20 protein-coding genes, 1 pseudogene and 1 riboswitch are annotated in these 24,968 nt (G+C 41.4%); of the genes and pseudogenes, 7 read left to right on the top strand and 14 right to left on the bottom strand.

The annotated features are described in order from the left end of the window. Nucleotides 1–176 precede the first annotated feature (176 nt). Nucleotides 177–296: pseudogene (locus tag RMZ43_RS31945) on the bottom strand (pseudouridine synthase); the annotation flags it as partial. Nucleotides 297–815: 519 nt separating this feature from the next. On the opposite strand from RMZ43_RS31945, the gene RMZ43_RS31940 reads away from it, so the two are divergent. Beyond that, on the top strand, nucleotides 816–2,315 hold the full coding sequence (locus RMZ43_RS31940) for a multicopper oxidase family protein (protein ID WP_322651213.1): 1,500 nt from the start codon (nucleotides 816–818) through the stop codon (nucleotides 2,313–2,315). A gap of 260 nt (nucleotides 2,316–2,575) precedes the next feature. On the opposite strand, the gene RMZ43_RS31935 is transcribed toward RMZ43_RS31940, so the two are convergent. Then, the gene (locus tag RMZ43_RS31935) at nucleotides 2,576–4,264 is read right to left on the bottom strand and encodes an RluA family pseudouridine synthase (RefSeq protein WP_322653346.1); all 1,689 of its coding nucleotides are present in this window, start codon (nucleotides 4,262–4,264) and stop codon (nucleotides 2,576–2,578) included. A gap of 88 nt (nucleotides 4,265–4,352) precedes the next feature. Here RMZ43_RS31935 and RMZ43_RS31930 point away from each other — a divergent pair, with 88 nt between their 5' ends. Further along, on the top strand, nucleotides 4,353–5,750 hold the full coding sequence (locus tag RMZ43_RS31930; RefSeq protein WP_322653345.1) for a serine/threonine protein kinase: 1,398 nt from the start codon (nucleotides 4,353–4,355) through the stop codon (nucleotides 5,748–5,750). A 1-nt stretch (nucleotide 5,751) separates the two neighbouring features. Here the strand turns inward: RMZ43_RS31930 and RMZ43_RS31925 are convergent, their stop codons facing one another. The 3 genes from RMZ43_RS31925 to RMZ43_RS31915 all read right to left on the bottom strand — a co-directional run bounded on the left by RMZ43_RS31925 (nucleotide 5,752) and on the right by RMZ43_RS31915 (nucleotide 9,882). After that, entirely contained in the window at nucleotides 5,752–7,080 is a 1,329-nt protein-coding gene (locus tag RMZ43_RS31925) for an ATP-binding protein (protein ID WP_322651209.1), read from the bottom strand. Nucleotides 7,081–7,172: 92 nt separating this feature from the next. Next, a complete protein-coding gene (locus tag RMZ43_RS31920) occupies nucleotides 7,173–8,462 on the bottom strand; it encodes a tellurite resistance TerB C-terminal domain-containing protein (protein ID WP_416212118.1) in 1,290 nt (429 codons plus the stop codon). Between the two features lie 70 nt (nucleotides 8,463–8,532). Next, entirely contained in the window at nucleotides 8,533–9,882 is a 1,350-nt protein-coding gene (locus RMZ43_RS31915; RefSeq protein ID WP_322653344.1) for an ATP-binding protein, read from the bottom strand. 87 nt (nucleotides 9,883–9,969) lie between these two features. Between RMZ43_RS31915 and RMZ43_RS31910 the strand changes: the two genes are divergently transcribed. After that, a complete protein-coding gene (locus tag RMZ43_RS31910; protein ID WP_322653343.1) occupies nucleotides 9,970–10,287 on the top strand; it encodes a TMEM14 family protein in 318 nt (105 codons plus the stop codon). Nucleotides 10,288–10,347: 60 nt separating this feature from the next. Here the strand turns inward: RMZ43_RS31910 and RMZ43_RS31905 are convergent, their stop codons facing one another. Beyond that, nucleotides 10,348–11,208, bottom strand: coding sequence for a fructosamine kinase family protein (locus tag RMZ43_RS31905; RefSeq protein WP_322653342.1), 861 nt, complete (start codon nucleotides 11,206–11,208; stop codon nucleotides 10,348–10,350). Nucleotides 11,209–11,337: 129 nt separating this feature from the next. After that, nucleotides 11,338–12,615 (bottom strand): M16 family metallopeptidase, encoded by a 1,278-nt coding sequence (locus RMZ43_RS31900; protein WP_322653341.1) that lies wholly within the window; start codon nucleotides 12,613–12,615, stop codon nucleotides 11,338–11,340. A 187-nt stretch (nucleotides 12,616–12,802) separates the two neighbouring features. On the opposite strand from RMZ43_RS31900, the gene RMZ43_RS31895 reads away from it, so the two are divergent. Continuing rightward, complete coding sequence (locus RMZ43_RS31895; protein WP_322653340.1) at nucleotides 12,803–13,018, top strand: hypothetical protein; 216 nt, start codon at nucleotides 12,803–12,805, stop codon at nucleotides 13,016–13,018. Between the two features lie 270 nt (nucleotides 13,019–13,288). On the opposite strand, the gene RMZ43_RS31890 is transcribed toward RMZ43_RS31895, so the two are convergent. Further along, entirely contained in the window at nucleotides 13,289–13,711 is a 423-nt protein-coding gene (locus RMZ43_RS31890) for a hypothetical protein (protein WP_322651202.1), read from the bottom strand. 109 nt (nucleotides 13,712–13,820) lie between these two features. Beyond that, entirely contained in the window at nucleotides 13,821–14,690 is an 870-nt protein-coding gene (locus RMZ43_RS31885; protein WP_322653339.1) for a zinc metalloprotease HtpX, read from the bottom strand. Between the two features lie 390 nt (nucleotides 14,691–15,080). Between RMZ43_RS31885 and RMZ43_RS31880 the strand changes: the two genes are divergently transcribed. Both RMZ43_RS31880 and RMZ43_RS31875 read left to right on the top strand, forming a co-directional pair. After that, nucleotides 15,081–16,268: an MFS transporter gene (locus RMZ43_RS31880; protein ID WP_322653338.1), complete on the top strand. Its 1,188-nt coding sequence runs from the start codon at nucleotides 15,081–15,083 to the stop codon at nucleotides 16,266–16,268. 29 nt (nucleotides 16,269–16,297) lie between these two features. Continuing rightward, nucleotides 16,298–16,381: riboswitch (Fluoride riboswitch) on the top strand. 94 nt (nucleotides 16,382–16,475) lie between these two features. Beyond that, nucleotides 16,476–17,834 (top strand): voltage-gated chloride channel family protein, encoded by a 1,359-nt coding sequence (locus tag RMZ43_RS31875; protein WP_322653337.1) that lies wholly within the window; start codon nucleotides 16,476–16,478, stop codon nucleotides 17,832–17,834. Between the two features lie 226 nt (nucleotides 17,835–18,060). Here RMZ43_RS31875 and RMZ43_RS31870 read toward each other — a convergent pair whose 3' ends face one another. The 5 genes from RMZ43_RS31870 to RMZ43_RS31850 all read right to left on the bottom strand — a co-directional run bounded on the left by RMZ43_RS31870 (nucleotide 18,061) and on the right by RMZ43_RS31850 (nucleotide 23,467). Next, on the bottom strand, nucleotides 18,061–18,699 hold the full coding sequence (locus RMZ43_RS31870; RefSeq protein ID WP_322653336.1) for a Uma2 family endonuclease: 639 nt from the start codon (nucleotides 18,697–18,699) through the stop codon (nucleotides 18,061–18,063). Nucleotides 18,700–18,829: 130 nt separating this feature from the next. Then, entirely contained in the window at nucleotides 18,830–20,065 is a 1,236-nt protein-coding gene (locus RMZ43_RS31865; protein WP_322653335.1) for an LL-diaminopimelate aminotransferase, read from the bottom strand. A 144-nt stretch (nucleotides 20,066–20,209) separates the two neighbouring features. Then, nucleotides 20,210–21,565 (bottom strand): NAD(P)/FAD-dependent oxidoreductase, encoded by a 1,356-nt coding sequence (locus RMZ43_RS31860; RefSeq protein ID WP_322653334.1) that lies wholly within the window; start codon nucleotides 21,563–21,565, stop codon nucleotides 20,210–20,212. A 234-nt stretch (nucleotides 21,566–21,799) separates the two neighbouring features. After that, complete coding sequence (locus tag RMZ43_RS31855) at nucleotides 21,800–22,726, bottom strand: DUF4349 domain-containing protein (RefSeq protein WP_322653333.1); 927 nt, start codon at nucleotides 22,724–22,726, stop codon at nucleotides 21,800–21,802. Between the two features lie 108 nt (nucleotides 22,727–22,834). After that, nucleotides 22,835–23,467, bottom strand: coding sequence for a DUF1003 domain-containing protein (locus tag RMZ43_RS31850; RefSeq protein ID WP_322651195.1), 633 nt, complete (start codon nucleotides 23,465–23,467; stop codon nucleotides 22,835–22,837). A 469-nt stretch (nucleotides 23,468–23,936) separates the two neighbouring features. Between RMZ43_RS31850 and ilvC the strand changes: the two genes are divergently transcribed. Beyond that, the gene (gene ilvC, locus RMZ43_RS31845) at nucleotides 23,937–24,932 is read left to right on the top strand and encodes a ketol-acid reductoisomerase (protein WP_322651194.1); all 996 of its coding nucleotides are present in this window, start codon (nucleotides 23,937–23,939) and stop codon (nucleotides 24,930–24,932) included. The last annotated feature ends 36 nt before the right edge of the window (nucleotides 24,933–24,968 follow it).

Below are 24,968 nucleotides of genomic sequence, written 5' to 3'. Positions count from 1 at the left end.
GGTAATTACATATATAATTTACGACGATTTTAAAATTAAAAATTCTACCCAAAAGGGGATGGACTTTTTGGGAATGATGCATGGTAAAGAAGTTAACGTTTTTTAATCACTCTCACCAAAGAATAAAACAGTAATCATTGCTACACAAGACTTTAAGGTAAAAGAGATGATTTTACCTGGCTAATTTGCTGATGGGTTTGGCGATCGCGTGCCAACAACAAAATCCCAGATGTTTTTTGATCTAAGCGATGCACAGATGCAAGCGCCATCCCATTCAGCAATAGATGACGTAATTGTTATATATAAGTGAAAGAAAAACATCAAATGCAATGCTTATAATTAGCAATTAACTGTATTAAATAAAGACATCTAATAGTTCAATACTGTAGATACTTTTGCTCTATATAGCTTACTTAAAGTTTTAAAAATAGTGTACAAAACCCGTATTATTTACTTAAAAACTCAGTAAAAATGATATTGGCTTTCCGAAACTTAAAAAGAAGTAAAAATGCAAATTATGAAGCAAAAATCAAGCAAATTCAAGGTTTTTGGGATTTAACTGAATTATTAACTGGTTGACTTTATGTGGATATATTTGTAAATTTAACAAACAGACAAAAATGTACATTCATATAAAGAATGCTATGCAGATGATAAAAAATGATTTTTAAAAAGCTGAAACGACCTATTTATCTTAATACACAAGATGATGTGTTTGTACAGTACGTAAATCTTAGTATTTCAAACTTTTTCAAATCTACTGATTGCTAGAACCATTCAGGCCAATTTCGCAATACACCAATAAAGAAATAAAAGTGATAAAAATAACTAGACGAGAAGCCCTGAAGCTAGGAGCGCTTACAGGTGGTTCTTTGCTGATTCCTATAGGCTTGCTATCTCGTGGACAAGCAGCAACTGCTGGTAGTCCTCAGCCTACTCGTTTTAGTGTAAAACTTCCCATACCGCCAGTGCTTAAACCAGTGCGGAGCAATGCAACCACAGATTACTACCAGATCACGATGAAAAAAGCTCTGGTTAATATTTTGCCTGGGCTAACAACGCAGATATGGGCGTATAACGGTATTGCTCCTGGCCCCACAATTAAGCAACGTCAAGGGCGACAATCAATAATTCGCTTTATCAATAATAGTGTCGATACACCAACATCAGTTCACTTGCATGGCATGGGGTCGTTACCGCAGTACGATGGCTATGCTGAAGATTTGACACGACCGGGTTTCTACAAAGATTACGTCTATCCGAACAAACATGCGGCTATGTTATGGTATCACGACCACGCCATTCATAATACTGCACGTAATATTTATATGGGTTTGGCAGGCATGTACATTGTTCAAGATGACTTTGAGCTTGGACTACCCTTACCCAAAGGTAAATACGACGTACCACTGTTTATCCAAGACAAGCAGTTTACTAATACTGGCAAGTTAGTCTTCAATACCCAAGGTGAAATTAGTCAATATGGTGATGTTATTTTGGTCAATGGTGCGCCTTGGCCGCGGATGGAGGTAGATACTTGTAAGTACCGTTTCCGGATATTGAATGGTTCGATTTCGCGCTCTTACAATCTTGCCCTGAGCAACGGCGATGATTTTATAATGATTGGCACTGATGCCGGATTAATGAGCGCACCAGTTAAAGCCAAAAATTTCCGGTTGGCGCCAGCAGAACGTTACGAATTTATTATTGACTTTTCTAAATACCCAGTCGGCTCTCAGGTAGTGCTGCGAAATCTTGGACTTCCTAACAACACGAATTACGACGGTACGAATCAAATTATGCGCTTTGATGTTGTGCGGCGTGAACCAGATAATAGCTCTATTCCCTCCAGGTTACGTACAATCCAACCTATCCCAGAATCTTCAGCAGTACGAACTAGAGAGTTTAAGTATGAACGTTCTAATAATCTGTGGGTGATCAATGGCAAAACCTGGAATAACACCCGAATTGATGCTAATCCTAGATTAGGCGATGTTGAAATCTGGAAATTGTCTAACCCATCAGGTCGTGCGTTTCATCCTATCCACCTTCACCTAATTGATTGCCTAATGCTTGACCGTAATGGGAGACCACCTTTTCCTTACGAGCGTGGGTTGAAAGATGTCTTTTATGTTGGGGAAAACGAAACTATACGAGTAATTGGTAAGTTTGGCCCTAATACAGGTAAATATATGTCACACTGCCACAATGCGGTTCACGAAGACCACGATATGATGAATCAGTTTGAAGTGGGACAGGGTGGACGCTCACCTTTTGCAGTTGCAGCAAAGCCACTTCCAGCTCCACCTTTATAGAGTTTAGAGAGGGGGCAGGGGGCAGGGAGAGCAGGGGAAGCAGGGGGAGCAGGGGGGCAAAAAAGTTTGTATCAATTGTTTCGTGAAATGGTATGAATACTTGCAACAAGTCTTTGCCCTTATCTCTAATTCTCGTTTAGGACTTACGCACACTCTACGAATTCTCGGCGCTCTTGGCGTCTTGGCGGTTCGAGAAATTAAGCTTTTTAGCAATTTTTGCGTAAGTCCTATCGTTGTTCCCAAGTACTCTTCGTTGAGCGTCAAAAGGGTGTAATTGCTTGTAAATGTAGAGGTTTTTCTAATTGCGGATGCTGGAAGCGAAGTTCTCTAGCGTGCAGATGTAAGCGACTGGTGACTGCAAAGCATCCATAAAGGCGATCGCCTAAAATAGTTACCCCAAGTCCTCGCGCATCAGCCGCATGAACCCTCAATTGATGAGTGCGCCCTGTGAGTGGCGTAAATTCTACACGGGTGTAATCTTGTTCTCTGGCAATTACCTGGAAGTGTGTCAAGCTGGGTTTACCTTGCTGCCAATCGACTTTTTGATAAGGACGATTTTCAGGATCTCCCCACAGTGGCAGGTCAATTTTACCTTGTTCAACTGTCACAACACCGGAAAGTATCGCTTCATAAACCTTGTGAACCTGGCGTTGCTGAAACTGCTGGCTAATTTGCCGATAGGTTTGGTGATCGCGTGCTAACAACAAAATCCCCGATGTTTCTTGATCTAGGCGATGCACAGATGCAAGCGCCATCCCATCCGGTAACAGATGACGTAAGCGACTCAAGACACTATCTTGGCGATCGCGATAACGCCCAGGTACCGAAAGTAATCCAGCAGGTTTGTTTACAGCAATCAGCCATTCGTCTTCATAAATAATGGGTAAAGTGACCTCTCCCTCATCAGGGGAGGAGCTTCTTACTCTCTCAGTAGGGTAGAGGGCTGGGGGTTTAGGTTTCAAGCCTGAGAGCAAAAACCCCATCAATGGCTGGCATCGCTCGGCACATGCTCCATAAAATTTTCCCTGGATTCTATCTTGATTTACGGAAGACGCACCCCACCAAAATTCTGCCATTGCCAGGGGTTTGAGATTATGTGTTGCCGCATAATGGAGCAGCTTCGGGGCACAACAGTCTCCTGTGCCAGTGGGTGAACCTCCTGGCATCAATTGCTGTAATGATAGCGATCGCCCAGAAAAGTTAGTCAGGCTGTATGTAGCCTGCATCTGAGCTTGGAGTTGACGGGATAGTGCTTTACGCTGTTGTTTCAGTTCGCTAATTCGCGTATCCGTTGCTGCAATTAACTGCTGGAGGGGCTGTAATAATTCATTTTGCTGGCGTTTAAGTTGTCGTCGCTCAATTCCCTGCTGACGACTCTCTTCGTCGAGTTGTTCAAGGACAATAGTGAGTGCTTTTTCTGTAAGTGTATTGCAGATTTGTTGACGTTTCTGTTGTCGTTGATGTTTGCAATGGCGATGGCGATCGCTCATTGCTTGCAATTGTTGCTCAAATTCATCAGACAGAGTTTCATACTGCTGGCGTTCGGTTAGTTGCTTTAAGGTAAAGAGTTCCTGGTTAATCGCATCCAACTGTGCCAAAGTGCGGGCTTCCTCTAAAGCAACTTCGTCTCGTCCTGGAATTGGTGGAACCCAGCCTTCAACTACACCGCAACCATTCAAAAGACCGGAGAAGGCTTTGAGTACCCTTTGTTCGCCATTAGGCAGTTCAACTAATAGTATTCCATACATCTTGCCTTCATGAGAATAACAGTCATTGTTGGCAAGTTGTTGCATAAGTCCGTGAGCGATCGCTTCAGATATTGAGGTGCGGGGTAATTTTATGCGAACGCCACTTTGGAGACAATGCCCCTCGTACCAATAACTAGGAGATGAGCCACTTATGGCAAAATCGCAGTCGATAAAATCTGAAAGTGCGTGCAGAACTACCATACAAAGTATGATTGGGGAGTATCCCACTTTAGCAAAAATATATTAATCCTGGGTTGCGGATTATCTTGAGCTTTGGAGTCACGAGCAAATGACAAGTCAAGAATCGCCAGATTCTCACCAAGAAATCCTGTTGGAACGGTATCAAGTGCAACAGGAACTAGGCAAAAAAGCCGGACGGCGATCGCTGCTAGCTCGTGACTTACAAACTCAAGAATTAGTAGTAGTCAAAATACTGTCCTTTGGTAATGAATTTGAATGGAACGATCTCAAATTGTTTGAGCGGGAAGCTGAAACACTCAAAGCACTCTCCCACCCAGCGATTCCCCGTTACCTTGACTACTTTGAGCTAGATTCACCCAGCAGCAAAGGATTTGCACTCGTACAAAGTTATATCCCAGCCCAATCTCTAGAAACACAACTAAAAGCTGGGCGTAGTTTCAGTGAAGAAGAAGTTAAGGAACTAGCAAAAGCTATTCTAGAAATTCTCAAATATCTGCATAGCCGTCAGCCGCCCGTGATTCATCGTGACATCAAGCCAAGCAATATTCTGTTGACAAATCGCTCTGGTAATAGTGTCGGTGAAGTCTACTTAGTAGATTTTGGTTCAGTGCAAACCATCGCCAGAAGAAGCAGCACAATTATAGTAATGGGAACCTACGGCTATGTACCACCAGAACAATTTAATGGTAGAGCTATTCCTGGTTCTGACCTTTACAGTTTAGGAGCAACTTTAATTTACTTGGTGACAGGTCAGCATCCAGCCGATTTACCACAAACCGACTTGCGGCTTGAATTTGAACCAGTACCCAATATTAATCCTACTTTCAGCAGTTGGTTGAGAAGAATGACAGAACCTATTGCGAGTCAACGTTTGACTTCTGCTGAAGACGCTTTGCAAGCCTTAAACAAACTAGGAAATACAGTTCAACTTCAAAATATACAAAGTAATTTACTCCCTAGAAAACCTTCTGGCAGTAAAGTTTTATTAAATAAAAATACTAACTGTTTAGAAATTATCATTCCCCCGGCTGGTTTATTTAAAAGAAGAACTTTAATTAATTTAATATTATCTATACCAATTATGTTATTTATCCCTAATTTATCAATTTTTTTTGGAAATGTAAATGTTTTTTCATTAGGATTTATTCTAATATTTTCATCATTTATAATTATGTTATTTATTTCTCTATTCATAGGTGTATTGGGTAAAAAGACGCTTTATATTAATAGGGAAAAAATTTTCCTAATTTATGAATTATTTGGAATTAAACGTCTTCACCCATCTCCAAGTTCCAGACAAAATATTGTACGTCTAGAACGGAGTAAGGATACATATAATCAACCTTCTTTGACAATCTGGGCAGGAACCAAAAAGTATGACATTTTAACTGGTGAATTTTATTTTTTTCCTGTCACTCCTCCAGAACTTGACTGGCTAGCTTATGAACTTAGCGATTGGCTAGGTTTACCAATTACTAAAGAGTAAATCACAAACTAAATTCTGCTGCGCCATCCTCATCCACATCTGCATCTTTACCCATCGCAGTAGGTTTAAATTTAGAGCCATGAATTAATTCATCAAACACAATTCTTGGATTTTGGTGAAGAATATTCAGCACACTCATAAAATCTCGCACAATTTCCCCTGGTGTCAGTAATGCTTCTGCACCCAAGCGATTAATAATTTCTTGCACAAACTCCTTTAATTCACGATTTGTCAAAGTCTGTTCATAGCCAAAATTGAGTGCATGAATCTCAGCTAAACGTTGCAAAAGTGTCAATATTTCTGCTTCACTCAACGGATTTAACCGAATCACTGGCCCTAAATGTTCTTGAACATTAGCTTGTGCAGCAAAACGGCTTTCTTTTGTGCGTCTTTGCCAAGCTTGGTCTGCAAAAAGTCCCCGTTTGGGGTCTTCTAAAAATTTAGTTGTTCCACCCACAACAATACCAAGATGTTCTGCTTTGCATTGCATGGTGTCGTTAAACATTGCCAGGAGTCGATTATAATTCTTTTCCCGCGTGACTGTAGTAGATATTTGATATAAATGTACAGCTTCATCAACTAAAATTAACAATCCTTTATAGCCAATTTCAGCGACAAATTTCGCAAACAATTTTATATAGTCATACCAACTATCATCATCAATAATAACGCGCACCCCTAAAGCTGCTTTCGCCTCAACTTTAGTAGTAAATTCTCCGCGCAACCAGCGCATTGCCGCATTTTTTAAATTATCATCATCCATTCGGTAGCCACGCCAATAAGCGATAATCACGCTACCAAAATCGAAACCGTGAACTAAGCCTTCAATATACTGAACTACTTCCCTAATTTTCGATTCAACTTGGTCATCAAAACCATCGTCATTCGGGCGCATTTCAGTTTCTTTAACCACTTCTTGTTGAATTTTATTAATCCATCCTTCTAAAATCGAGACTAAAGCACCACCATCAGGACGAGTTTTTGTAGCTAGGTGGCTCATTAATTCTCGATAAGTAGCTACACCTTCATTGCTGCTTCCGGCTAATCGGCGTTCTGGGGATAAATCAGCATCAGCTACTACAAAACCTTGCTCCATAGCGCGGTTGCGAATTAGTTGTAATAAAAAACTTTTACCAGAACCATAGTTACCAATTATAAAGCGAAATGCTGCTACACCTTCTGCAATATCATCGAGATTTTGTAATAGGCTTTTGAGTTCTTTTTCTCGCCCTACTGCTATATATTCAACTCCTACTCTTGGTACTACTCCTGCACCGAGAGAATTGATTAAAGCAGTGGAGATTTTTTTCGAGATTTTGAGCTTTGCCATGTATTACACTTTACTTTATTCTAAACTCAGATGCACGCCATAAGTAGGTAAGATATTCACCTTACTACTAATCTGACGACGGCAATAATAATTTAATTTGACGAAGCATGTCTAGCTATTCGATCTTCATATATTGCAATCATTTTTTTGATATGCGTCATATATTCAGGGTAAACTTCTGGAATTTCTGAATTTGAATCAATTATTAATTCACCAATAGTATCATTTGCTCGTTCATTGATAGAATCGATTAATAAATTTGGCATAGTAATATTTGCTTCAGCAATTTTTTTAATGGCAGTATTAGGATTATCTTGTTCAACTATAGCTTTTAATACTTGTAGTTCGTATACTGGAAGATTTTCTAAAAAATTAGTCCATTCTTCAGGTAAATTTTCTGATGTATCACCTTCCAAAGTGTTTATGATTGCTGTAGTTTCCATTATTTCAGAAAACGTAAACAATTCATTATTATCTTCATTAGAATTATCAGACAAATGTTCTGGATTGAATGTTTCTGTTTGTTGGAGTAATTCCCATACTTGATTTTGTAAGGAATCTCGTTCTTCTTGCAATAATGAAACTTGCTCTTGCAACTGCTGTAATTCAGCTTTATATTCTGTAAGTTGGGTTTGTGAAGAATCTAGAATAGATTGAATATTTTCTCTTTCGGCTTTTGTCGCTACCAGTAATTGATTTTTTTGGGTTGTCTCAACTTCTAATTCTTGAATTGCAATTCGCAGTTCGTATAATTTTTCTTCTAATTGGGGTTTGAGTCTGCCTAAAAGAGTTAAATTGCTTTCAACTTCTTGTTTCTCCTGCTGGAGTTCAGAAATTTGACTTTGCAAATGGGTAATTTCACTACGAGATACATTACAGTTCGACTCTAGTCGGCGTTTCTCTGCTGTAAGAACAGAAAAAGCATTGTTCAGTTCTGTTAGATTTTTCTGCAAGTTATTAATTTCAGTTTGCAGGGTATTTATTTCAGCTTCTAACTGCTTTTTCTGTCCGGCAAATGTTCTTAATTCTCGATGTAAACTATCTCTTTGGTTACGGCTTTCTGTTACTTGATTTTGTAGTTGTTGTGACTCCGCATATAATAAATTATGATGTTCTTCAATTTGATTTATTTCTTTGACAACACGAGCCTTTAAACCCTCCATTTCTTTAATTCGTTTGTGGATAGAACCTAAAATAAACATTTCATAATTTCTGCGTCGCTTATCTACAAATAATGCTGCTGCATAGATAGTAACCGCAGTAATTAAACCTGTGAGAAAGGCTTTATTAAAATCCCAGTTTGGGACGAGGCTAAGACCAAAACTCACACTAAAGGCAACTATCCCTAGTATAAATCGATTGCTGATCATTACTGATTGCATATTGCTGGTTTTTAGCGTAGTTAAATTATTAGGAAAAGTAGCTCTCATACTAATTCGTAATTAAAATACACTAGGTGTTGGATGTATTGTTATTTGTAGCAAAAAGTCTTAAATCTGCTTTTAGAAAATCAATAAATTGCCGTGCTGTGCGTCCAGAACGACCGTTATGGCGAGTTGCCCATTGTAATGCTTGAAATTCTAAATCTTCTTGGGTAATATTAATTTCAGCTTGTGCCGCTAGATGGTGTACAATTTTTAAATAAGTTTTTTGATCGGCTGGTTCAAAGGTCAAGGTTAAACCAAAGCGATCGCTAAACGAAAGTTTCTCCTGCATCGTATCCCAAGCATGGATTTCGTCGTTATCCTTGGGGGTAGGTCTATCTACAAAAAACTCCCGAATCAGGTGGCGGCGATTGGAAGTAGCATACACAACTACATTTTGCGGCCGCGCGGTTAAATTACCTTCTAAAACTACCTTGAGCGCTTTAAAGGCATCATCATCTTCTTCAAAGGAAAGATCATCGACAAAGATGATAAATTTTTGTGACACTCCCCGTAAATGTTCCACAATTTTTGGTAAGTCTTTTAAATCAGATTTTGCCACTTCCAATAAGCGGAGGTTGCGATTACTATATTCATTTAACAAAGATTTCACTAAAGAAGATTTGCCAGAACCTCGACTACCGTAAAGTAATACATGCAGTGCCATCTCTCCTGATAATAAAAACTCTGTATTTTTCAGCAAAGCATCTTTTTGAGACTCATAACCTACAAGCGCACTCAGCTTAATTGGATCGGAATACCGAATACCGATAAACTGCCCAGCTTGCCAACGTAAAGCGCGATATTCTGCAAATAAACCAGAGCCACATTGCTGATAATAAGCTGCTAACTCTTCTACAGCATCACCCCAATTATCTAACTCTTGTAGATATGTAGGGAACTTTGTCTCTCCTCCTACCAATTCTTGCTCTTTATACCACACTACTGGCGAAATCGGCATGTGAGCTACGCCTTGTATCCACTCACTTAAAGAAGCGCTGCTACATTCATAGAGACTTTGCAATATTTGTAAATCATGCCGAACTGCTGCTACTAAAGCTGGGGGTAAATCTTCAAATTCTCGCACTTGAGCAAGCTTTGTAAAAGGATTCTCAGAGAAGAGAAGTTGAGTAATTAAATAGTCTTCCCAATTTTGATTTTTAGCAGCCAAAGCGTGGAAGTAACTACCGTAAGCTTGGAGACAACCCCGTGCATCGGCATCAGTGTAACGTATAGCTTGCAACAGTTCCAGAAATGCCATCCCCACTTCGCCTTGCAAAACAGACTGGTACAGTAAAAGTGAGGCTGCTTGGCGCTGGAGATGTTGAATCTTTGTATATGAGGAAGTACTTGCTATTGGCATCGCTTGATTATCCATCAATTAACTGTGTGGTATAGCTAAATAACTATGGTAAATTGTCTGCTGACACTGGCAGTAAAGTCAAAGTCTACATAGGTTTTAACAATGAATTTAAGTATAATTGCTGCTTTTGCCTACGGCATATTAGCGATCGCTGGTGGTATTATTGGCTATATTCAGGCTAGAAGTAAGGTTTCACTCTTAAGTGGTAGCATTAGCGGGTTATTACTAGTGCTTGCGGCTTTCTTTCAACTCCAAGGGCAAAGCTGGGGGTCGATTTTAGCAGTGGTAGTTACTGGTGTTTTGGTAGTCGTTTTTGCAGTTCGGCTAGCTAAAACACGCAAGTTTATGCCGGCGGGATTAATGACGATTTTGGGGATGGTGGCTTTGGGGGTGATGGTGAGTCAAATGGTAAGGAATTAAGGGGGGAAATTTAAACGCAGAGGGGCGCAGAGGGAAGCGCAGAGGTACGCAAAGTTGTAGTTAGCGCAAAATTTGGTCAATCATTCGGTTGGCTTGGGAAGCATAACTGCCGCCAAATAAATTGAAGTGATTCAAAATGTGATACAGGTTATAGAGCGTTTTTCTTTGCTCGTAGCCTGGATCTAGGGGAAAGACTTTGTTGTAACCTTGGTAAAATGCTGCGGGGAATCCACCAAATAATTCTGTCATGGCAATATCAACTTCGCGATCGCCAAAATAAATTGCAGGATCAAAAATTACTGGTTCTCCTGAGTTAGTACACCCGGCATTTCCACCCCATAAATCGCCATGTACTAAGGAAGGTTGCACCTGATGCGCCAATAGTTCAGGGATTGCTGCTAGTAATTTTTCTGAAGAGGGGAAATTTCCTCCCTTTCGCCTTGCCAACTGAAATTGATAACCCAGGCGATATTTAATATAAAATTCTGTCCAGTCTGCTGTCCAAGTATTGATTTGGGGCGTGGAGCCAATAGTATTGTTAATTTTCCAACCAAAACCTTGGCTACTGTTAGCTTTATGCATCGCCGCCAACTTTCGCCCCATCTCTTCCCACGAATTGCTGTTACCGCTACCAAGTTCTAACCATTCCAGCACAATGTAGCTAGAATTCTCAGCTACACCCCAACAAATAGGATTTGGGACGCGAATACTAGCTGTGGCTAGCATTTCCTTTAAGCCCATTGCCTCAGCCTCAAACATTGCAGCTTGAGATGCTTGGTTAATCTTAAGGAAGTAGGTTATCTCACCATTGGAAATAGCATAACCTTGGTTGATGCATCCGCCACCAACCGATCGCCGTTGCTGACTCTGAAATTTTTCGCCAGTCACCTGGCTAATTTGAGCATCGATTTGAGTCCACATGATTAAATTGGGGAGTGGGGAGTGGGGATGAGGGAGCAGGGGGAGCAGGGGGAGCAGGGGAAGAAGAATTATTGATTAATGCCTAATACCCCATTCCCTACTCTCTACTCCCCATTCCCTATTTTTAATTTACGGCTTGACGACAACTACACCATAAGCATCTGGAGAAAGATACTCTTTTGCTGCTTGCATTAAGTCAGTTGCATCTTGGCTCTGAATATAATCTGGGTAGTTAAAGGCGGGTTCTAAGTCTCCCACCAACGAATGATAATAACCATACAACCCAGTGCGATCGCTTGGTGTTTCATTACTAAAAATAAATCTGTTCGCTACTCGCCGCCGCACACGGGCAATTTCTGATTCTGTAATTAATTCGGTTTGGATTGTGCGAATATGTTGAGCGATCGCATCTTCTACTTCTGCTATATTTTCTACCGCACATTTAGCTGAAATATAAAATGTCCCTTGCAGCTGATTGCTCATGTTGCTCACAGAAATTGAAGAAACTAATCCCCGTTCTTCTCGTAAATCCCTCACCAGTCTTGATGTCCGTCCATGTCCCAAAATTCCTGCTAAAACATCTAGTCCATAGGTGCGATCTAAGTGAACCATTCCAGGAACCCGCCAAACCATCACTAGCCTTGCTTGCTGGAGACTTTCATCTACAAATTCTCGACGGACAATTTCTGTAAATGGTGGCTCAGTGGGGAGTCGGGAGTGGGTAGAGACGCGATTAATCGCGTCTTTACTGAGTTTTGTAAATCCTTCAGCAACGATTGCAATTAATTCTTCCACAGGCAAATTGCCCACAGCTACAGCAGTAATTGAATGGGGTTGATACCAATTAGTATGAAAATCTCGCATCTGCTGGGGCTTAAGTTCGGCAATCACCGATTCTGGCCCTAATACTGCACGGCGATAGGGTAGTTCATTAAAGGCTGTCTCCATCACCCGCCGAAATGTCCGCCGTTGGGGATTATCTTCTGAACGCCTAATTTCTTCTAAAACTACTAATCGCTCACGTTCAAAAGCATCATCAGGAATACTCGCATTTGATACTACATCTATTTGTAGTGGAGCAAGCTCGGCAAAATCTTTGGGGGCTGTGGTTATATAGTAATGAGTATAATCTTGGCTAGTTGCGGCATTGGTGACAGCACCCCGTTCTTCAATCCGACGTTCAAACTCGCCACTAGCCAGTCGTTCTGTTCCCTTAAAAATCATGTGCTCTAAAAAGTGAGCCATGCCGTTAATGCTATCAGATTCTACGGCTGAACCAACTTTAATCCATAAGTTGAGGTTTACAGCTTCAACTGGCATCTGCTCCGCTATGATTGTCAAACCATTGGGCAACTGATGCACGGTTGGGGTATTAAGACGAGGTAATTTCCGCAAGGTTGAAGTCATTGCTACTTGTGTGAGGAGCTACATTACCTCTTTATCTTATCCGTGACTGAAGAGGCAGGGAGCAGGGGGCAGGGGGCAGGGGGCAGGGAGCAGGGGGCAGGGGGCAGGGGGAAAAGAGTTTGAGCCTTGTTTACAATAATGTGTCTAAAAGATTTTACTACGCAAAACCTGTCCCTCTCCGACTCAAGTGCAATCAGCAAATGCCAACCCCGAAGCAACTAATGCCAACCCTGAAGCAACTAATGCCAACCCTGAAGCAACTAATGTGAACCCCGAAGCAACTAATGCCAACCCCGAAGCAACTAATGCCAACCCTGAAGCAACTAATGCCAACCCCGAAGCAACTAATGTGAACCCTGAAGCAACTAATGCCAACCCTGAAGCAACTAATGCGTTGGCGTAGCCCACCGCAGGCATTGCCAAAATAACATTAGAAACGGAAAACTAAAACATATAATTCCCTTCCCTTTACAAGGTGCTACGGTGTACACACAAGTCGAATTACCCCCCTTAATCCCCCCTTGGAAAGGGGGGAAACTAAAACATCCAATTCCCTCCCCTTTACAAGGGGAGGGTTAGGGAGGGGTAATTCAATAACCTATGTGTACACCGTAGCCAACTCGGAGAAGAACAGACTTAAACTTTAATTTAAGACAGGGAGAGGTTCGTTGAACTAACGAGAGTAAGGGTGATTGAAGGTTTCCCAAGCAGCAATAGCTGCCTTTTGCAGGCGAAAGCTGAAGTCTACTAAGTCTTTCATCATTAAATGCCAGTTTCTCTCGGCTTCGTCTTGAATTATCGCCCAAGAGTCTTCTAAGCGATCGCGCTCCTTCACTTTCCTGCCTTCAATCAATTCTCGTGCTTGTCGCACAGCTTTCAAATAAGTTTCACGCGTAAGAGTACCTGCTGACTCCGCTTGGCTGCGTCTTTCTAGTGCCTCAATCAGCGCTTTGGTTTCGCGCTTGACTTCATCACTTTCGCCAGCCATTTCGGTTTCTACTAATTTGTCGGTTTCAGGACTAATTTTTACAATTACTATGGATTCAGTAGATTCAATTACTGGCGTTCCAAAGGATTCGATGTTGTTATAAGTCATAGTTTAAACATCCTTAAATTGCAAAGCTTACTCTCGGATGAAAACTGCACCCTGTACTGGTAGTCATAAGTCATTGTCAATTCATAAATGACTAATGACTAATGACTAATTAATAAACTGTTGTTGGCAATTGTTGCTCTAGCTTCAGTAATGCTGCAACTCGCTCCTCTGTAGCAGGGTGACTAGAGAACAAGTTACCCATAAACTGTCCAGAGATAGAATTGATAATTAATAACGGCTCATAAGCTGGATTGGCATTTAAAGGCATCTGCTTTGCCGAGGCTTCTAAACGTTGCAGTGCCCTAGCTAAGGCGCGGGGATTACCAGTTAATCTAGCTGAACCTGCATCAGCAGAAAATTCTCGTGTACGCGAAATTGCTAGCTGAATAATCGTTGCAGCCAATGGCGCAAGCATTACTGTTAATAAAACACCTAAAGGATTTGCACCTCTGTTGTCATCTCGTGAACCACTGCCAAACCATAAGCTATAACTAACCATTTGCGCTAAAAATGAGATCGCACCAGCAACGGTAGCAGCAACAGCTTGTGTGAGGGTGTCACGATTAATAATGTGGGTGAGTTCGTGGGCGATAACGCCTTCAAGTTCGTCCTCTGGCAATATATTCAAAATGCCTTCGGTGACAGCAACAGCAGCGTGTTCTGGATCGCGTCCTGTAGCAAAGGCGTTAGCACCTTGGCTTGGAACAATGTAAACTTTAGGCATGGGAATGTTAGCGCGATCGCTTAATCTTTGCACCATCCGATAAAGTCCTGGTGCTTCCCTTTCACTCACAGGCTGGGCTTGATATACTGCCAGGGCAATCTTATCTGACTGATACCAGGAAAACAGGTTTGTTACTGCTGCTAAACCTATCCCTATTATTAAGCCACTAGTACCGCCAATTATCCAGTAACTAATTGCGATCAAAAGACCACTTAACGCAGCTAGCAAAACAGCCGTTTTCAATTGATTTGTCATATTTTCGCTCTCCTGCTAATGCTGTATTTTTTTCTCTGAAACAGCATTAATTAAGCTACATTTTGATTGTATCCAGCTAAACTTAGATATATGGTACAGAAAACCTATCAGATAAGTACGGTTTTCCCACTTAGCCTTCATAAATAAAAATTTAGTTTTTTTTGATACTTGCTCTTTTGATAATAAAAGTTATTTCTATAAGATACTAAAAAGACATCTATCTGTAGAAGTAAATTGTTTACTCAGACAGAAATTGCAAGTGCGATGCCTACGCCATTAGGAATTTCCAATAAATAAGGTTATGAGTCTATACCTTCTGCTTCATATACCTATTGATTCTCAAGAATTATAGAGTTGATGTAGTAAAAGCCAGTCAGGTAAACAGGAAATATGCAACTACAAAAGAAATTTTTCCAGACAATTCCCCGCACTGTTTGGGTATTGGGATTTGTCAGTTTGCTGACAGATATTAGCTCTGAGATGATTCATTCTGTATTGCCCTTATTTTTGGTATCAGTTTTAGGGGCGAATGTTTTGACTGTGGGCATCATCGAAGGCATTGCAGAAGCAACAGCTTCAGTTTTAAAAATATTTTCGGGAGCGTTGAGTGATTATCTGGGACATCGCAAGGGATTAGCAGTGTTTGGTTACGGCTTATCTACCTTCGTTAAACCACTATTCGCTGTAGCTACTAGTTCAACTGGGGTGTTAATAGCTCGATTTGGCGATCGCATTGGCAAAGGGATTCGTGTAGCACCCCGTGATGCCTTGGTTGCCGATTCCACTAACCCAGAGGTACGCGGTGCAGCCTACGGATTGCGTCAATCTCTCGATACTATCGGAGCATTTTTGGGGCCTTTGGCAGCATTTACCTTAATGGCTGTTTCCAAAAACAACTTCCGCCTTGTTTTTTGGCTAGCACTCATCCCTGGTTGCTTGGCGGTGGCTTTATTAACAGTAGGAGTGCGAGAACCAAGGACAAAGCAAACTCAACTAAGCCGAAGTAATCCTCTGCAATGGGAAGGTTTACGCAGTTTGGGCCAAAAATATTGGGTACTTGTAGCAGTGGCACTGCTATTCAATTTAGGAAACTCTAGCGATGCCTTTTTGTTGCTGCGAGCCGAGCAAATAGGGATTTCTGCCTCACTCATTCCGTTGACATTAGTGGTGATGAATATGGCTTACTCATTCAGTGCATACCCATTAGGAATACTTTCTGATCGCTTGGGTAGATTTTGGCTACTAGTAGGCGGATTTGTTCTATACGCTTTAGTATATCTGGGCTTCGCCTTTGTACAAGTACCTTGGCAAGTTTGGGGATTGTTTGCCTTTTATGGTTTACATCTGGGCATGAGTCAAGGATTGCTATTAGCGTTAGTGGCAAATAGTATACCTGCAAATCTGCGTGGCACTGCTTTTGGATTCCTCAACTTAGCTGTAGGACTAGCGCTTTTACCTGCCAGTTTGCTAGCTGGTGGGTTATGGCAAATACTGGGAGCAGAGGCGACATTTATCGCTGGGAGCTTGTTTGCGTTAGCAGCTGTATTATTGTTAGTTTCCCAAAGAAACAAATATTGAAAAGCAAAAATGGTATCCTTGATTTAAATCAAATCAATGGCGATGGAGCTCGCCGAAACCGCCTTTTCAGTCCTAAAATTCATCACTGTAAGGCTGATGGCTTCTACTTTCTTCGCTGACTGCGGGAGAGTAGGACTTGGTTAAATGCATACCTGACTCACCTGTAGAAAGTATCTGTCTACAAATCGCACCTCAAGGAGTCATGGAATGCTAGCCAGTATATTGTGGATTTTACTCCGTAAATTTGAACCATTTATTGCATTACCACACCTAGTTAAATGGTTGCCCATTTCCTTTGTGGTTGGCATTTTTGCTGGAACAGCTTCTGCGGCTCTTTTAGCATCATTAGAATGGGCAACTGATTGGCGAGAATCACATCGCTGGATTATCGCCTTGCTTCCCTTGGGTGGCTTTTTGAGTGGTTGGATTTATCATCAATTTGGTCGGACTGTAGAAGCTGGAAATAACCTTTTACTAGAAGAAATTCATAAACCTAAAAAGATTATTCCCTTTCGTATGGCTCCTCTAGTTTTACTAGGAACAGACCTTACGCATTTATTTGGTGGTTCAGCCGGTCGTGAAGGTACAGCATTACAAATGGGTGCTTCTTTGGCAGACCAGCTAACTAAAATATTGCATTTTCAAGGGGCTAATCGGCGAATTCTTTTAACAGCAGGTATCAGTGGAGGATTTGCTTCAGTTTTTGGTACTCCCTTAGCTGGAACTGTATTTGGTTTGGAAGTTTTAGCGATTGGTAAAATTCATTATGACGCTCTTTTTCCTTCTTTAATTGCTGCGATCGTTGGAAATCAAGTAACCTTACTATTGGGTTTACATCATACAGCATATCGACACGCTTCCTCTATACCGACGCTCACAATTTGGGGATTGATTTCTGCCATTATCGCAGGTACAATTTTTGGAATTGTCGCAAGATTCTTTGCTAAATTAACTCACCAAATTAGCCACTTCTTTAAAGCAAAAATATCTTATCCTCCACTGCGTCCTTTTATCGGCGGTGCGATGATAGCAGCAATTGTTGGGTTGAGTGGTACGACTAAATACATTGGGCTTGGTATACCTACTATTGTTGATTCTTTTTTTATTCAGCTACCTCCTTGGGATTTTGCAGTCAAATTAGGTTTAACTGCTTTAACTTTAGGAGCAGGTTTTAAAGGTGGGGAAGTGACACCTTTGTTTTTTATTGGTGCGACTTTAGGTAATGCTTTATCGCTACTTTTAGCATTACCTGCACCACTTTTAGCAGGAATGGGATTTGTGGGTGTATTTGCGGGTGCAGCAAATACACCATTGGCATCTACCTTAATGGGAATTGAATTATTTGGTCTGGAATCGGGGCTATTTATTGGTATTGGCTGTATCGTGAGCTATTTATTTTCAGGTCATTCAGGAATTTACTCTGCACAACGTATCGGGTTGAGTAAATACTCGGCTGTATATTTAGAAGAAGGGGTGACTTTGGCTAATTATGGACTAGCAAAAGTTGAGCCAAAAATTGATTTACCTAATGATGGAGAAGAAAAAAGCGATTCTAGCACAACGTGAAGGCGATCGCAGATGTCAAAATTGTGGGTAAGTTAAGTCAAGGGTATACTGTACGATATTACCCGGATTTCTCACCACATCTCTCAAAACCTTGAGCAGGGGAGCAGGGGAGCAGGGGAGCAGAGGAGAGTTCAATGTGCCTTGTTCAATCCCCTCTGCCCCTCTGCATTTCAAACTTGTGAGAAATGCGGGATTAGTATCCACAGCAGTACTGCGGTAGCAGTTACTAAATCATTGCTTCCAATTCTTCCAAAGCTTGAAAACTTCCTACTTGCCAACTACGTTCTACGGCAGTAGGGATAATCTGAGTAATAGCTATGTCCTCAAAATTAAGACTGGTATTAGATTTTATGTATTTCCCATTTCTGAGCAAACAAATAGAAAGGTTTCCACTGTCGTAAACCCATAATTCTGGGACTCCAATCGCTTCATAAGCATCAAGAGTAGTTTTCGATGTGACATCAGTTTCAATCGCCAAATCTGGGGGCGGATCATCAGGTTGTAAGCGGCGATGACCAATCATCTGTTGATAATTCTGAATATAAAAGCAAGCATCAGGTTCAACTCCTGCTATACCTTGCCGTTTAAAGGTAGTAGAACCAAAAGGTTGATATCTAATATTTTTAGCCTTCAGCAATATTTTGACAATATCAGAAATTAAATCTTTGGGTATTTCATGTTCTGGTAAAGGAGCCATAATTTCTAAAGCACCCTGGCTATAGGCAATTCGTGTAGTTCTTTTTTCTCCCAATTCTTGTAAAATAGATTCAAATTCTTCCCAGCTAACATCTGGAATAGTCACTGTGCTACCAGGTGCTAATTGCATCTGGCTGACAGGTTTGAAAACGGGGATAGCAGAAGTCACGTCGCTTCGCTCCAATTCAAAATTCAAAATTCAAAATTCAAAATCTATTAGGTTGCGGTGGATAAAATAGCCCACCGTAACCTTTAGATTAATGAATTGAGTTTAACAAAAGCGGCTAAAAGCGATCGCTCTACACCTTAAACTTCTCCGTAATCCGCTTCATCGCCTCTTCGACATTCTCCCGGCTGTTAAAAGCCGAAATGCGGAAGTAACCTTCACCCGCAGCACCAAAGCCAGAACCAGGTGTCCCCACAACATTGACAGTTTGCAACAACTTATCAAAGAATTCCCAACTGGATAAACCATTAGGAGTTTTCACCCAAACGTAAGGCGCATTCACGCCACCATAGACTGATAATCCGGCGGCTGTGAGTTTCTCGCGGATAATTTTGGCGTTTTCTAGATAGAAATTCACCAATCCCTTAATTTGTGTCTGTCCTTCTTCAGAGTAAACAGCTTCTGCTCCCCGTTGGACGATGTAAGAAACACCATTAAACTTGGTAGACTGGCGGCGATTCCAGAGTTTCCATAGTTCGACATTGGAACCATCGGCGGCTTTTGCTGTGAGTGTCTTTGGTACTACGGTTAAGGCGCAACGAGTTCCTGTAAAACCTGCATTCTTGGAAAAAGACCGAAATTCGATCGCAACTTCTCTTGCACCTTCAATTTCATAAATTGAGTGGGGAAGCGACGGATCGGTAATGTAAGCTTCGTAGGCTGCATCAAAGAAAATAATCGAGTTATTAGCTTTGGCATATTCTACCCATGCTTTAAGATATTCTTTGGTAGCAGTTGCGCCAGTGGGGTTATTGGGAAAGCAGAGATAAATTAAATCGACTTTTTTTGAGGGAATTTCGGCGGTAAAGTTGTTATCAGCCGTGATTGGTAGATAAACTAAACCTTCAAACTCGCCTTTATCGTTGGCATCTCCCGTATTTCCCACCATAACGTTAGTGTCTACATATACGGGATAAACGGGGTCAGTAACGGCAATTGTGTTGTCATGTCCAAAGATTTCCAGAATATTGCCGGTGTCGCACTTGGAACCGTCGGAGATAAAGATTTCGGAAGCATCTATATCGGCTCCCCGTGCTTGGAAATCTTGAGTAGCTATTTTCTCGCGCAACCAAGCATAGCCTTGTTCTGGCCCGTAACCTTTGAAGGTATTGCGATCGCCCATTTCTTCCACAGCTTTAATCATAGCTGTGCGGCAAGCCTCCGGCAGAGGTTCGGTAACATCACCAATGCCCAGCCGGATGATCTTAGCATTACTGTTGGCTTCTGCAAAGGCATTCACCCGCCGAGCTATTTCTGGAAACAGATAACCCGCTTTCAGTTTCAGGTAGTTGTTGTTGATAGTTGCCATTATGTAAATATAAAAAACGCCCTAAAATAGCTTACTGCTAATTTATGAGGGCGGAGAGTGGGGAGATGAGGAAGTAGGGGAGGCAGGGGAGGCAGGGGGAGCAGAAGAATTAACTTAAACCAATGCCCAATGCCCCATGCTCAATTAGACATTTACTGGCTGTTTATTCTCGGCTGATGTGTAATTGCGATCGCTAATTACAATCTCAGTGAGCGATTCTTGTCCTGTAATTAATCTTGCTCCGCGATTACGGGTGAAATAGTTCCATGCCCACTGAATCATTACTACTAATTTGTTGTTAAATTCAATTAAGAAGTAGATGTGAATCAATAGCCAAAACAACCATGCAACAAAACCTTTCAGCTTCATAAAGCCCAAATCTACCACAGCAGAATTGTGCCCAATCATCGCTAAACTACCATAATCGGTATAAGCAAAGGGCGGTAAACTCTTACCTGCAAGCCGCTTTTGGACTAATGTCGCTACATATTCACCTTCTTGCTTGGCTACAGGTGCAACACCAGGTAGGGGTTTACCATTTTGATGAGAAAAATTTGCTAAGTCGCCAACTACAAAAATATTGGGATGTCCCTTAATACTCAAGTCAGGTTCGACGATAATCCGTCCAGCGCGATCGCACTCAGCACCTGTGCGTTCTGCTAGCACTTTTCCCATTGCTGAAGCTTTTACACCTGCTGCCCATAATACTGTTTTTGAGGCAATTTCTTTAACTTCTTCGCCTTGTTTGAGGGTAACAATATCATTTTCAATATTCGTCACCAGTGTTTTTGTCTGCACAACCACCCCCAAGCGCGTCAGGGATGCTTCCGCTTCTTGTGATAACTCTGGTGCAAAAGGTGGCAGAATCCGATCCAAACCTTCCAATAGCAAAATCTTGGCTTCTGATGTGTCAATGTTGCGGAAATCTTCTTTGAGAGTTTGATTTGCCAATTCTGCGATCGCACCAGCTAACTCTACACCAGTAGGGCCACCACCTACAATTACAAAGGTTAACCAAGCACGGCGTTTTTCTGGATCGATTTCTTTTTCTGCGGCTTCAAACGCCGAGAAGATCCGGCGACGCATTTCTATAGCATCTTCTACAGTTTTCAAGCCAGGAGCAAATTCTTCCCAGTTGTCTTTGCCAAAATAGGAATGCTTCGCACCTGTGCCGACAATTAACGTATCGTAAGCTATTGCTTCGTCGCCCACAGTCACTTGTTTTGCTTCTGGATCAATATTATTCACCTCTCCCAACAGCACTTTCGTATTCTTGCTCTTGCTAAGGACAGAACGCAACGGTGAGGAAATATCCGCAGGAGATAGCGCACCTGTGGCGACTTGGTATAAAAGGGGTTGAAATAGATGAAAGTTACGTTTATCAATCAGAGTAACGTTTACGGCTGCTTTAGCGAGTGTTTTTGCCGCATAAAGTCCACCAAAACCACCGCCAACAATAACTACTTTATGAGGTGGATTATTGTCAAGTGAATTTACCATAAGAAATATTATCGTGTATGCCGACTATTGTAACTATTCTTAACAAATTTGTATCAAAATTGTCATCACATATTTTGTATTGCTCTTTACATTTGATAAAAGATTAAAGTAGTCAAAACTACAAGACAAACAGAACTTTTCAATATGGAGGCGCAGATAATAAGAGCTGGGAATATTTGAATTGCTCTTTGCTTGTGTAAATTTATCAAGGGAAGATGTAAAATTTATGCAAACTTACTCAGAACTAGTTGATTCTGGTGCTTGTGTCAAACGTGGTGAATGAGTTCGCCGCCAACGGTTAAAACCATAGACAAGGGCAGCAAAAATTAACAAATAGGGACTGTAAACAACTAACCAAATACCCAACTTGAGTAAGCCAATGGAAAATGAACTAAGGGAGTGAGTAGATTTATTCCAAGTCTCCTGAACTTGCAAACCGAAGGCAGGTTGTGAACTGGTGCTAGAAACTGCTGCTTGTAAATTCAGCGTAATAGTGGAATAAGCAACTTGATTTTGTAGGCTTTTGAGTTGGGCATTAATTTGCTCTATAGTTTCTCGGACATTACTCAATTCTTGGGCAACACTAAGCACATCTCTAATAGAACCCGCCCGATCCATAATTTTTTGCAAATTGGCTTCAGTTTTTTGCAGATTGGTTAATCTAGCTTGGAAATCTACAAGGCGATCGCCCACATCTTCTGCCGTGATATTACGACTTTCAACAGTGCCCAATTTAGCTAGTTCTTCTAGGGTAGGTTCCAGCAGGTTCTCTGGTATCCGCAATTGGATTGTTGCTGTGTAACGCGGGTTGTCGGTTTTGGGTTGTTGTTGTCTCAACCCAATCAAATCCCCTTGTTGTTTATTGATAATTTGCGAAACAGCATCAATAGTCTTCTCTACGGAGTTGACAGTCAAAGAGATTGCTGCCTTTTTGATGAGTTGGGGACGAGAACGGGCTATTGGTGCAGCTTCCATCTTTTGGGAAATACTGCTTTCACGAGCAGGTGCAGATGCTGGATTTGCCGCACCATCGGCTGCCATTGGAGGTAACTGCTTATTTGCTAACTGATTGGAAGAAGCGCAACTAGTAAAGATTAACCCTCCTAATAACGCACTCGCAAATAAAACAGATGGGCGCTGTAATTTAGTCGAAGCGTACATAATCTACCCCTAGATGGATGAAGTTAACCCCAGTATTACTGAAGTAAAACTCAAAGCCTCTATTGTTGCGATTTATGTAACAGGCATAAAATTTTGTCCAAAATCCAATTATTCTTCAATTGATGTTTTTTGCTGAGAGAAACTTGCTAACTCGGATGCTAAAGTCTCTTCTAATACATCTATAATTGCGTGCGGATCGGTAGGGGACTTCATCATTTCAGCCTCCGGATCAGAGCGATTTTTGACATTGGGAATATCCTGGCGTAATTCCTCAACCAAAGCGATGAGTTTAGCGATTTTCTGTTCAGAGAGCAGGTTAAGTTGAAGAATAAGCTGCGTCCGTTGCTCTGCTAACTTTTCTTGTCGCTCTTGTTTAACCAACACACCTGCTGTCACCAACAATGAACCCGCAGTCAGTGAAAATTGTAACCAAGGAAATGGAACAGGATCAAATCTTGGTATGCCCAAACGTCGTGGTAAGACATTGGGTGTTACCCACAGAATAATCCCAAGCAGGATGCTATACAGGAATGCAGGACGACCAAAAAAGTCAGTTACCGTTTCTACAACTCTTTGGTGTTGCGGTACGTCTTTTTCAGAACGTTTGTGCAATGCGATGATAGTCTCAATATTTTTACTAATAGATTCCGGTAATGGGGCAGTAGGCAGAAGGTTTTGACGATGTGTTTCGCACGATTTTTGCGGTGAATCTTTTGGATTTGGTTTATCTTGGGAGAGCATTGGTAGTCTGACTTGATGAATGATTACTTTAATTTACTAACTCAATTAAAACCGCAGTTCGACTGTTATAGCAGTCCTAAATCATTCGTGAAAATTATATCTCTCTTTATTTCTTTCCTTCCTTGGCGTCCTTGGCGTCCTTGGCGGTTCGTTTCTTAATCTATATTTTTCACAACTCAAATAGGATGGCTATATATGCTTGTATATGCTTGATTAATCAATCGAGTTTGAACTCAAATTGGAAGTAATAACGTTATGGTGTCTACTGGAACCGTTACCTCAGCTAAGTTTCAAGGTGATATAGTAGCCAGGACTGTACTCTCGCTGCACCGAATGTCATCTTAGGTTTTATAAGGTTTTGAGCATATTTTGAGAAATCCGGGTAACAGTTCATCTGTGGTTACTCAATTTGAGGTACAATCTTAAGCCTGCCAATAAATGACGATGCTTGCTGACAGGAGATGCTTCTATGGCCCGGATGTACTATGACGAAGATGCCAATTTAGACCTTTTGGCTGGAAAAACTATTGCTATCATCGGCTACGGTTCTCAAGGTCATGCCCACGCTCTCAATCTCAAAGATAGTGGTTTGAATGTGATTGTGGGACTATATCCGGGTAGTAAGTCAGTCGCAAAAGCCGAAGCAGCTGGGTTAACTGTGAAAAATGTTGCAGATGCTGCTAATGCTGCTGATTTCATCATGATTTTGTTACCTGATGAAGTCCAAAAAACGATTTACAAAAATGAAATTGAACCCAATCTCGAAGAAGGGAATGTATTAGCTTTTGCTCACGGATTCAATATTCACTTTGGGCAAGTTGTACCACCGGCTAACGTAGATGTAGTGATGGTAGCACCAAAAGGGCCGGGGCATCTAGTACGGCGGACTTATGAAGGTGGTGAAGGCGTACCTGCGCTGTTTGCAGTTTATCAAGATGCTAGTGGTCAGGCACGCGATCGCGCCATGTCTTACGCTAAAGGTATCGGTGGGACTCGCGCTGGTGTTCTCGAAACTACTTTCCGCGAAGAAACCGAAACAGATTTATTTGGCGAACAAGCGGTATTGTGCGGTGGTTTGAGTGCTTTAATTAAAGCCGGATTTGAAACTTTGGTAGAAGCTGGTTATCAACCAGAATTGGCTTATTTTGAATGTCTGCATGAAGTCAAGCTGATTGTTGACTTGGTTGTAGAAGGCGGTTTAGCTAAAATGCGCGACAGCATTTCTAACACTGCTGAATATGGTGATTATACTCGTGGGCCGCGGATTGTAACTGAACAAACCAAAGCTGAAATGCAAAAGATTCTCAGCGAAATTCAATCTGGACAATTTGCACGAGAATTTGTTCTAGAAAACCAATCTGGTAAACCAGGATTTACCGCCTTGCGTCGTAAAGAAGCTGAACACAAAATTGAAGAAGTTGGCAAAGATTTACGCGCTATGTTTAGCTGGTTGAAAAAGGCTTAAGCAAAACAAGGATCTGAATGTAGAGACGTTGCAATG

Source organism: Nostoc sp. CmiVER01 (genome assembly GCF_034531135.2).
Lineage (GTDB): Bacteria > Cyanobacteriota > Cyanobacteriia > Cyanobacteriales > Nostocaceae > Nostoc.
The sequence above is the reverse complement of the archived record's forward strand: the minus strand, read 5'-3'. Positions and strand labels throughout refer to the sequence as shown.

Excerpts from the sequence above, each read along its gene's own strand:
- RMZ43_RS31890 (WP_322651202.1), bottom strand. The coding sequence starts at position 13,711 with ATGACTTATAACAACATCGAATCCTTTGGAACGCCAGTAATTGAATCT.
- RMZ43_RS31930 (WP_322653345.1), top strand. The coding sequence starts at position 4,353 with ATGACAAGTCAAGAATCGCCAGATTCTCACCAAGAAATCCTGTTGGAA.
- RMZ43_RS31925 (WP_322651209.1), bottom strand. The coding sequence starts at position 7,080 with ATGGCAAAGCTCAAAATCTCGAAAAAAATCTCCACTGCTTTAATCAAT.
- RMZ43_RS31920 (WP_416212118.1), bottom strand. The coding sequence starts at position 8,462 with ATGCAATCAGTAATGATCAGCAATCGATTTATACTAGGGATAGTTGCC.
- RMZ43_RS31885 (WP_322653339.1), bottom strand. The coding sequence starts at position 14,690 with ATGACAAATCAATTGAAAACGGCTGTTTTGCTAGCTGCGTTAAGTGGT.
- RMZ43_RS31915 (WP_322653344.1), bottom strand. The coding sequence starts at position 9,882 with ATGGATAATCAAGCGATGCCAATAGCAAGTACTTCCTCATATACAAAG.
- RMZ43_RS31900 (WP_322653341.1), bottom strand. The coding sequence starts at position 12,615 with ATGACTTCAACCTTGCGGAAATTACCTCGTCTTAATACCCCAACCGTG.
- RMZ43_RS31905 (WP_322653342.1), bottom strand. The coding sequence starts at position 11,208 with ATGTGGACTCAAATCGATGCTCAAATTAGCCAGGTGACTGGCGAAAAA.
- RMZ43_RS31850 (WP_322651195.1), bottom strand. The coding sequence starts at position 23,467 with ATGCTCTCCCAAGATAAACCAAATCCAAAAGATTCACCGCAAAAATCG.
- RMZ43_RS31855 (WP_322653333.1), bottom strand. The coding sequence starts at position 22,726 with ATGTACGCTTCGACTAAATTACAGCGCCCATCTGTTTTATTTGCGAGT.
- RMZ43_RS31865 (WP_322653335.1), bottom strand. The coding sequence starts at position 20,065 with ATGGCAACTATCAACAACAACTACCTGAAACTGAAAGCGGGTTATCTG.
- RMZ43_RS31935 (WP_322653346.1), bottom strand. The coding sequence starts at position 4,264 with ATGGTAGTTCTGCACGCACTTTCAGATTTTATCGACTGCGATTTTGCC.
- ilvC (WP_322651194.1), top strand. The coding sequence starts at position 23,937 with ATGGCCCGGATGTACTATGACGAAGATGCCAATTTAGACCTTTTGGCT.
- RMZ43_RS31860 (WP_322653334.1), bottom strand. The coding sequence starts at position 21,565 with ATGGTAAATTCACTTGACAATAATCCACCTCATAAAGTAGTTATTGTT.
- RMZ43_RS31910 (WP_322653343.1), top strand. The coding sequence starts at position 9,970 with ATGAATTTAAGTATAATTGCTGCTTTTGCCTACGGCATATTAGCGATC.
- RMZ43_RS31875 (WP_322653337.1), top strand. The coding sequence starts at position 16,476 with ATGCTAGCCAGTATATTGTGGATTTTACTCCGTAAATTTGAACCATTT.
- RMZ43_RS31880 (WP_322653338.1), top strand. The coding sequence starts at position 15,081 with ATGCAACTACAAAAGAAATTTTTCCAGACAATTCCCCGCACTGTTTGG.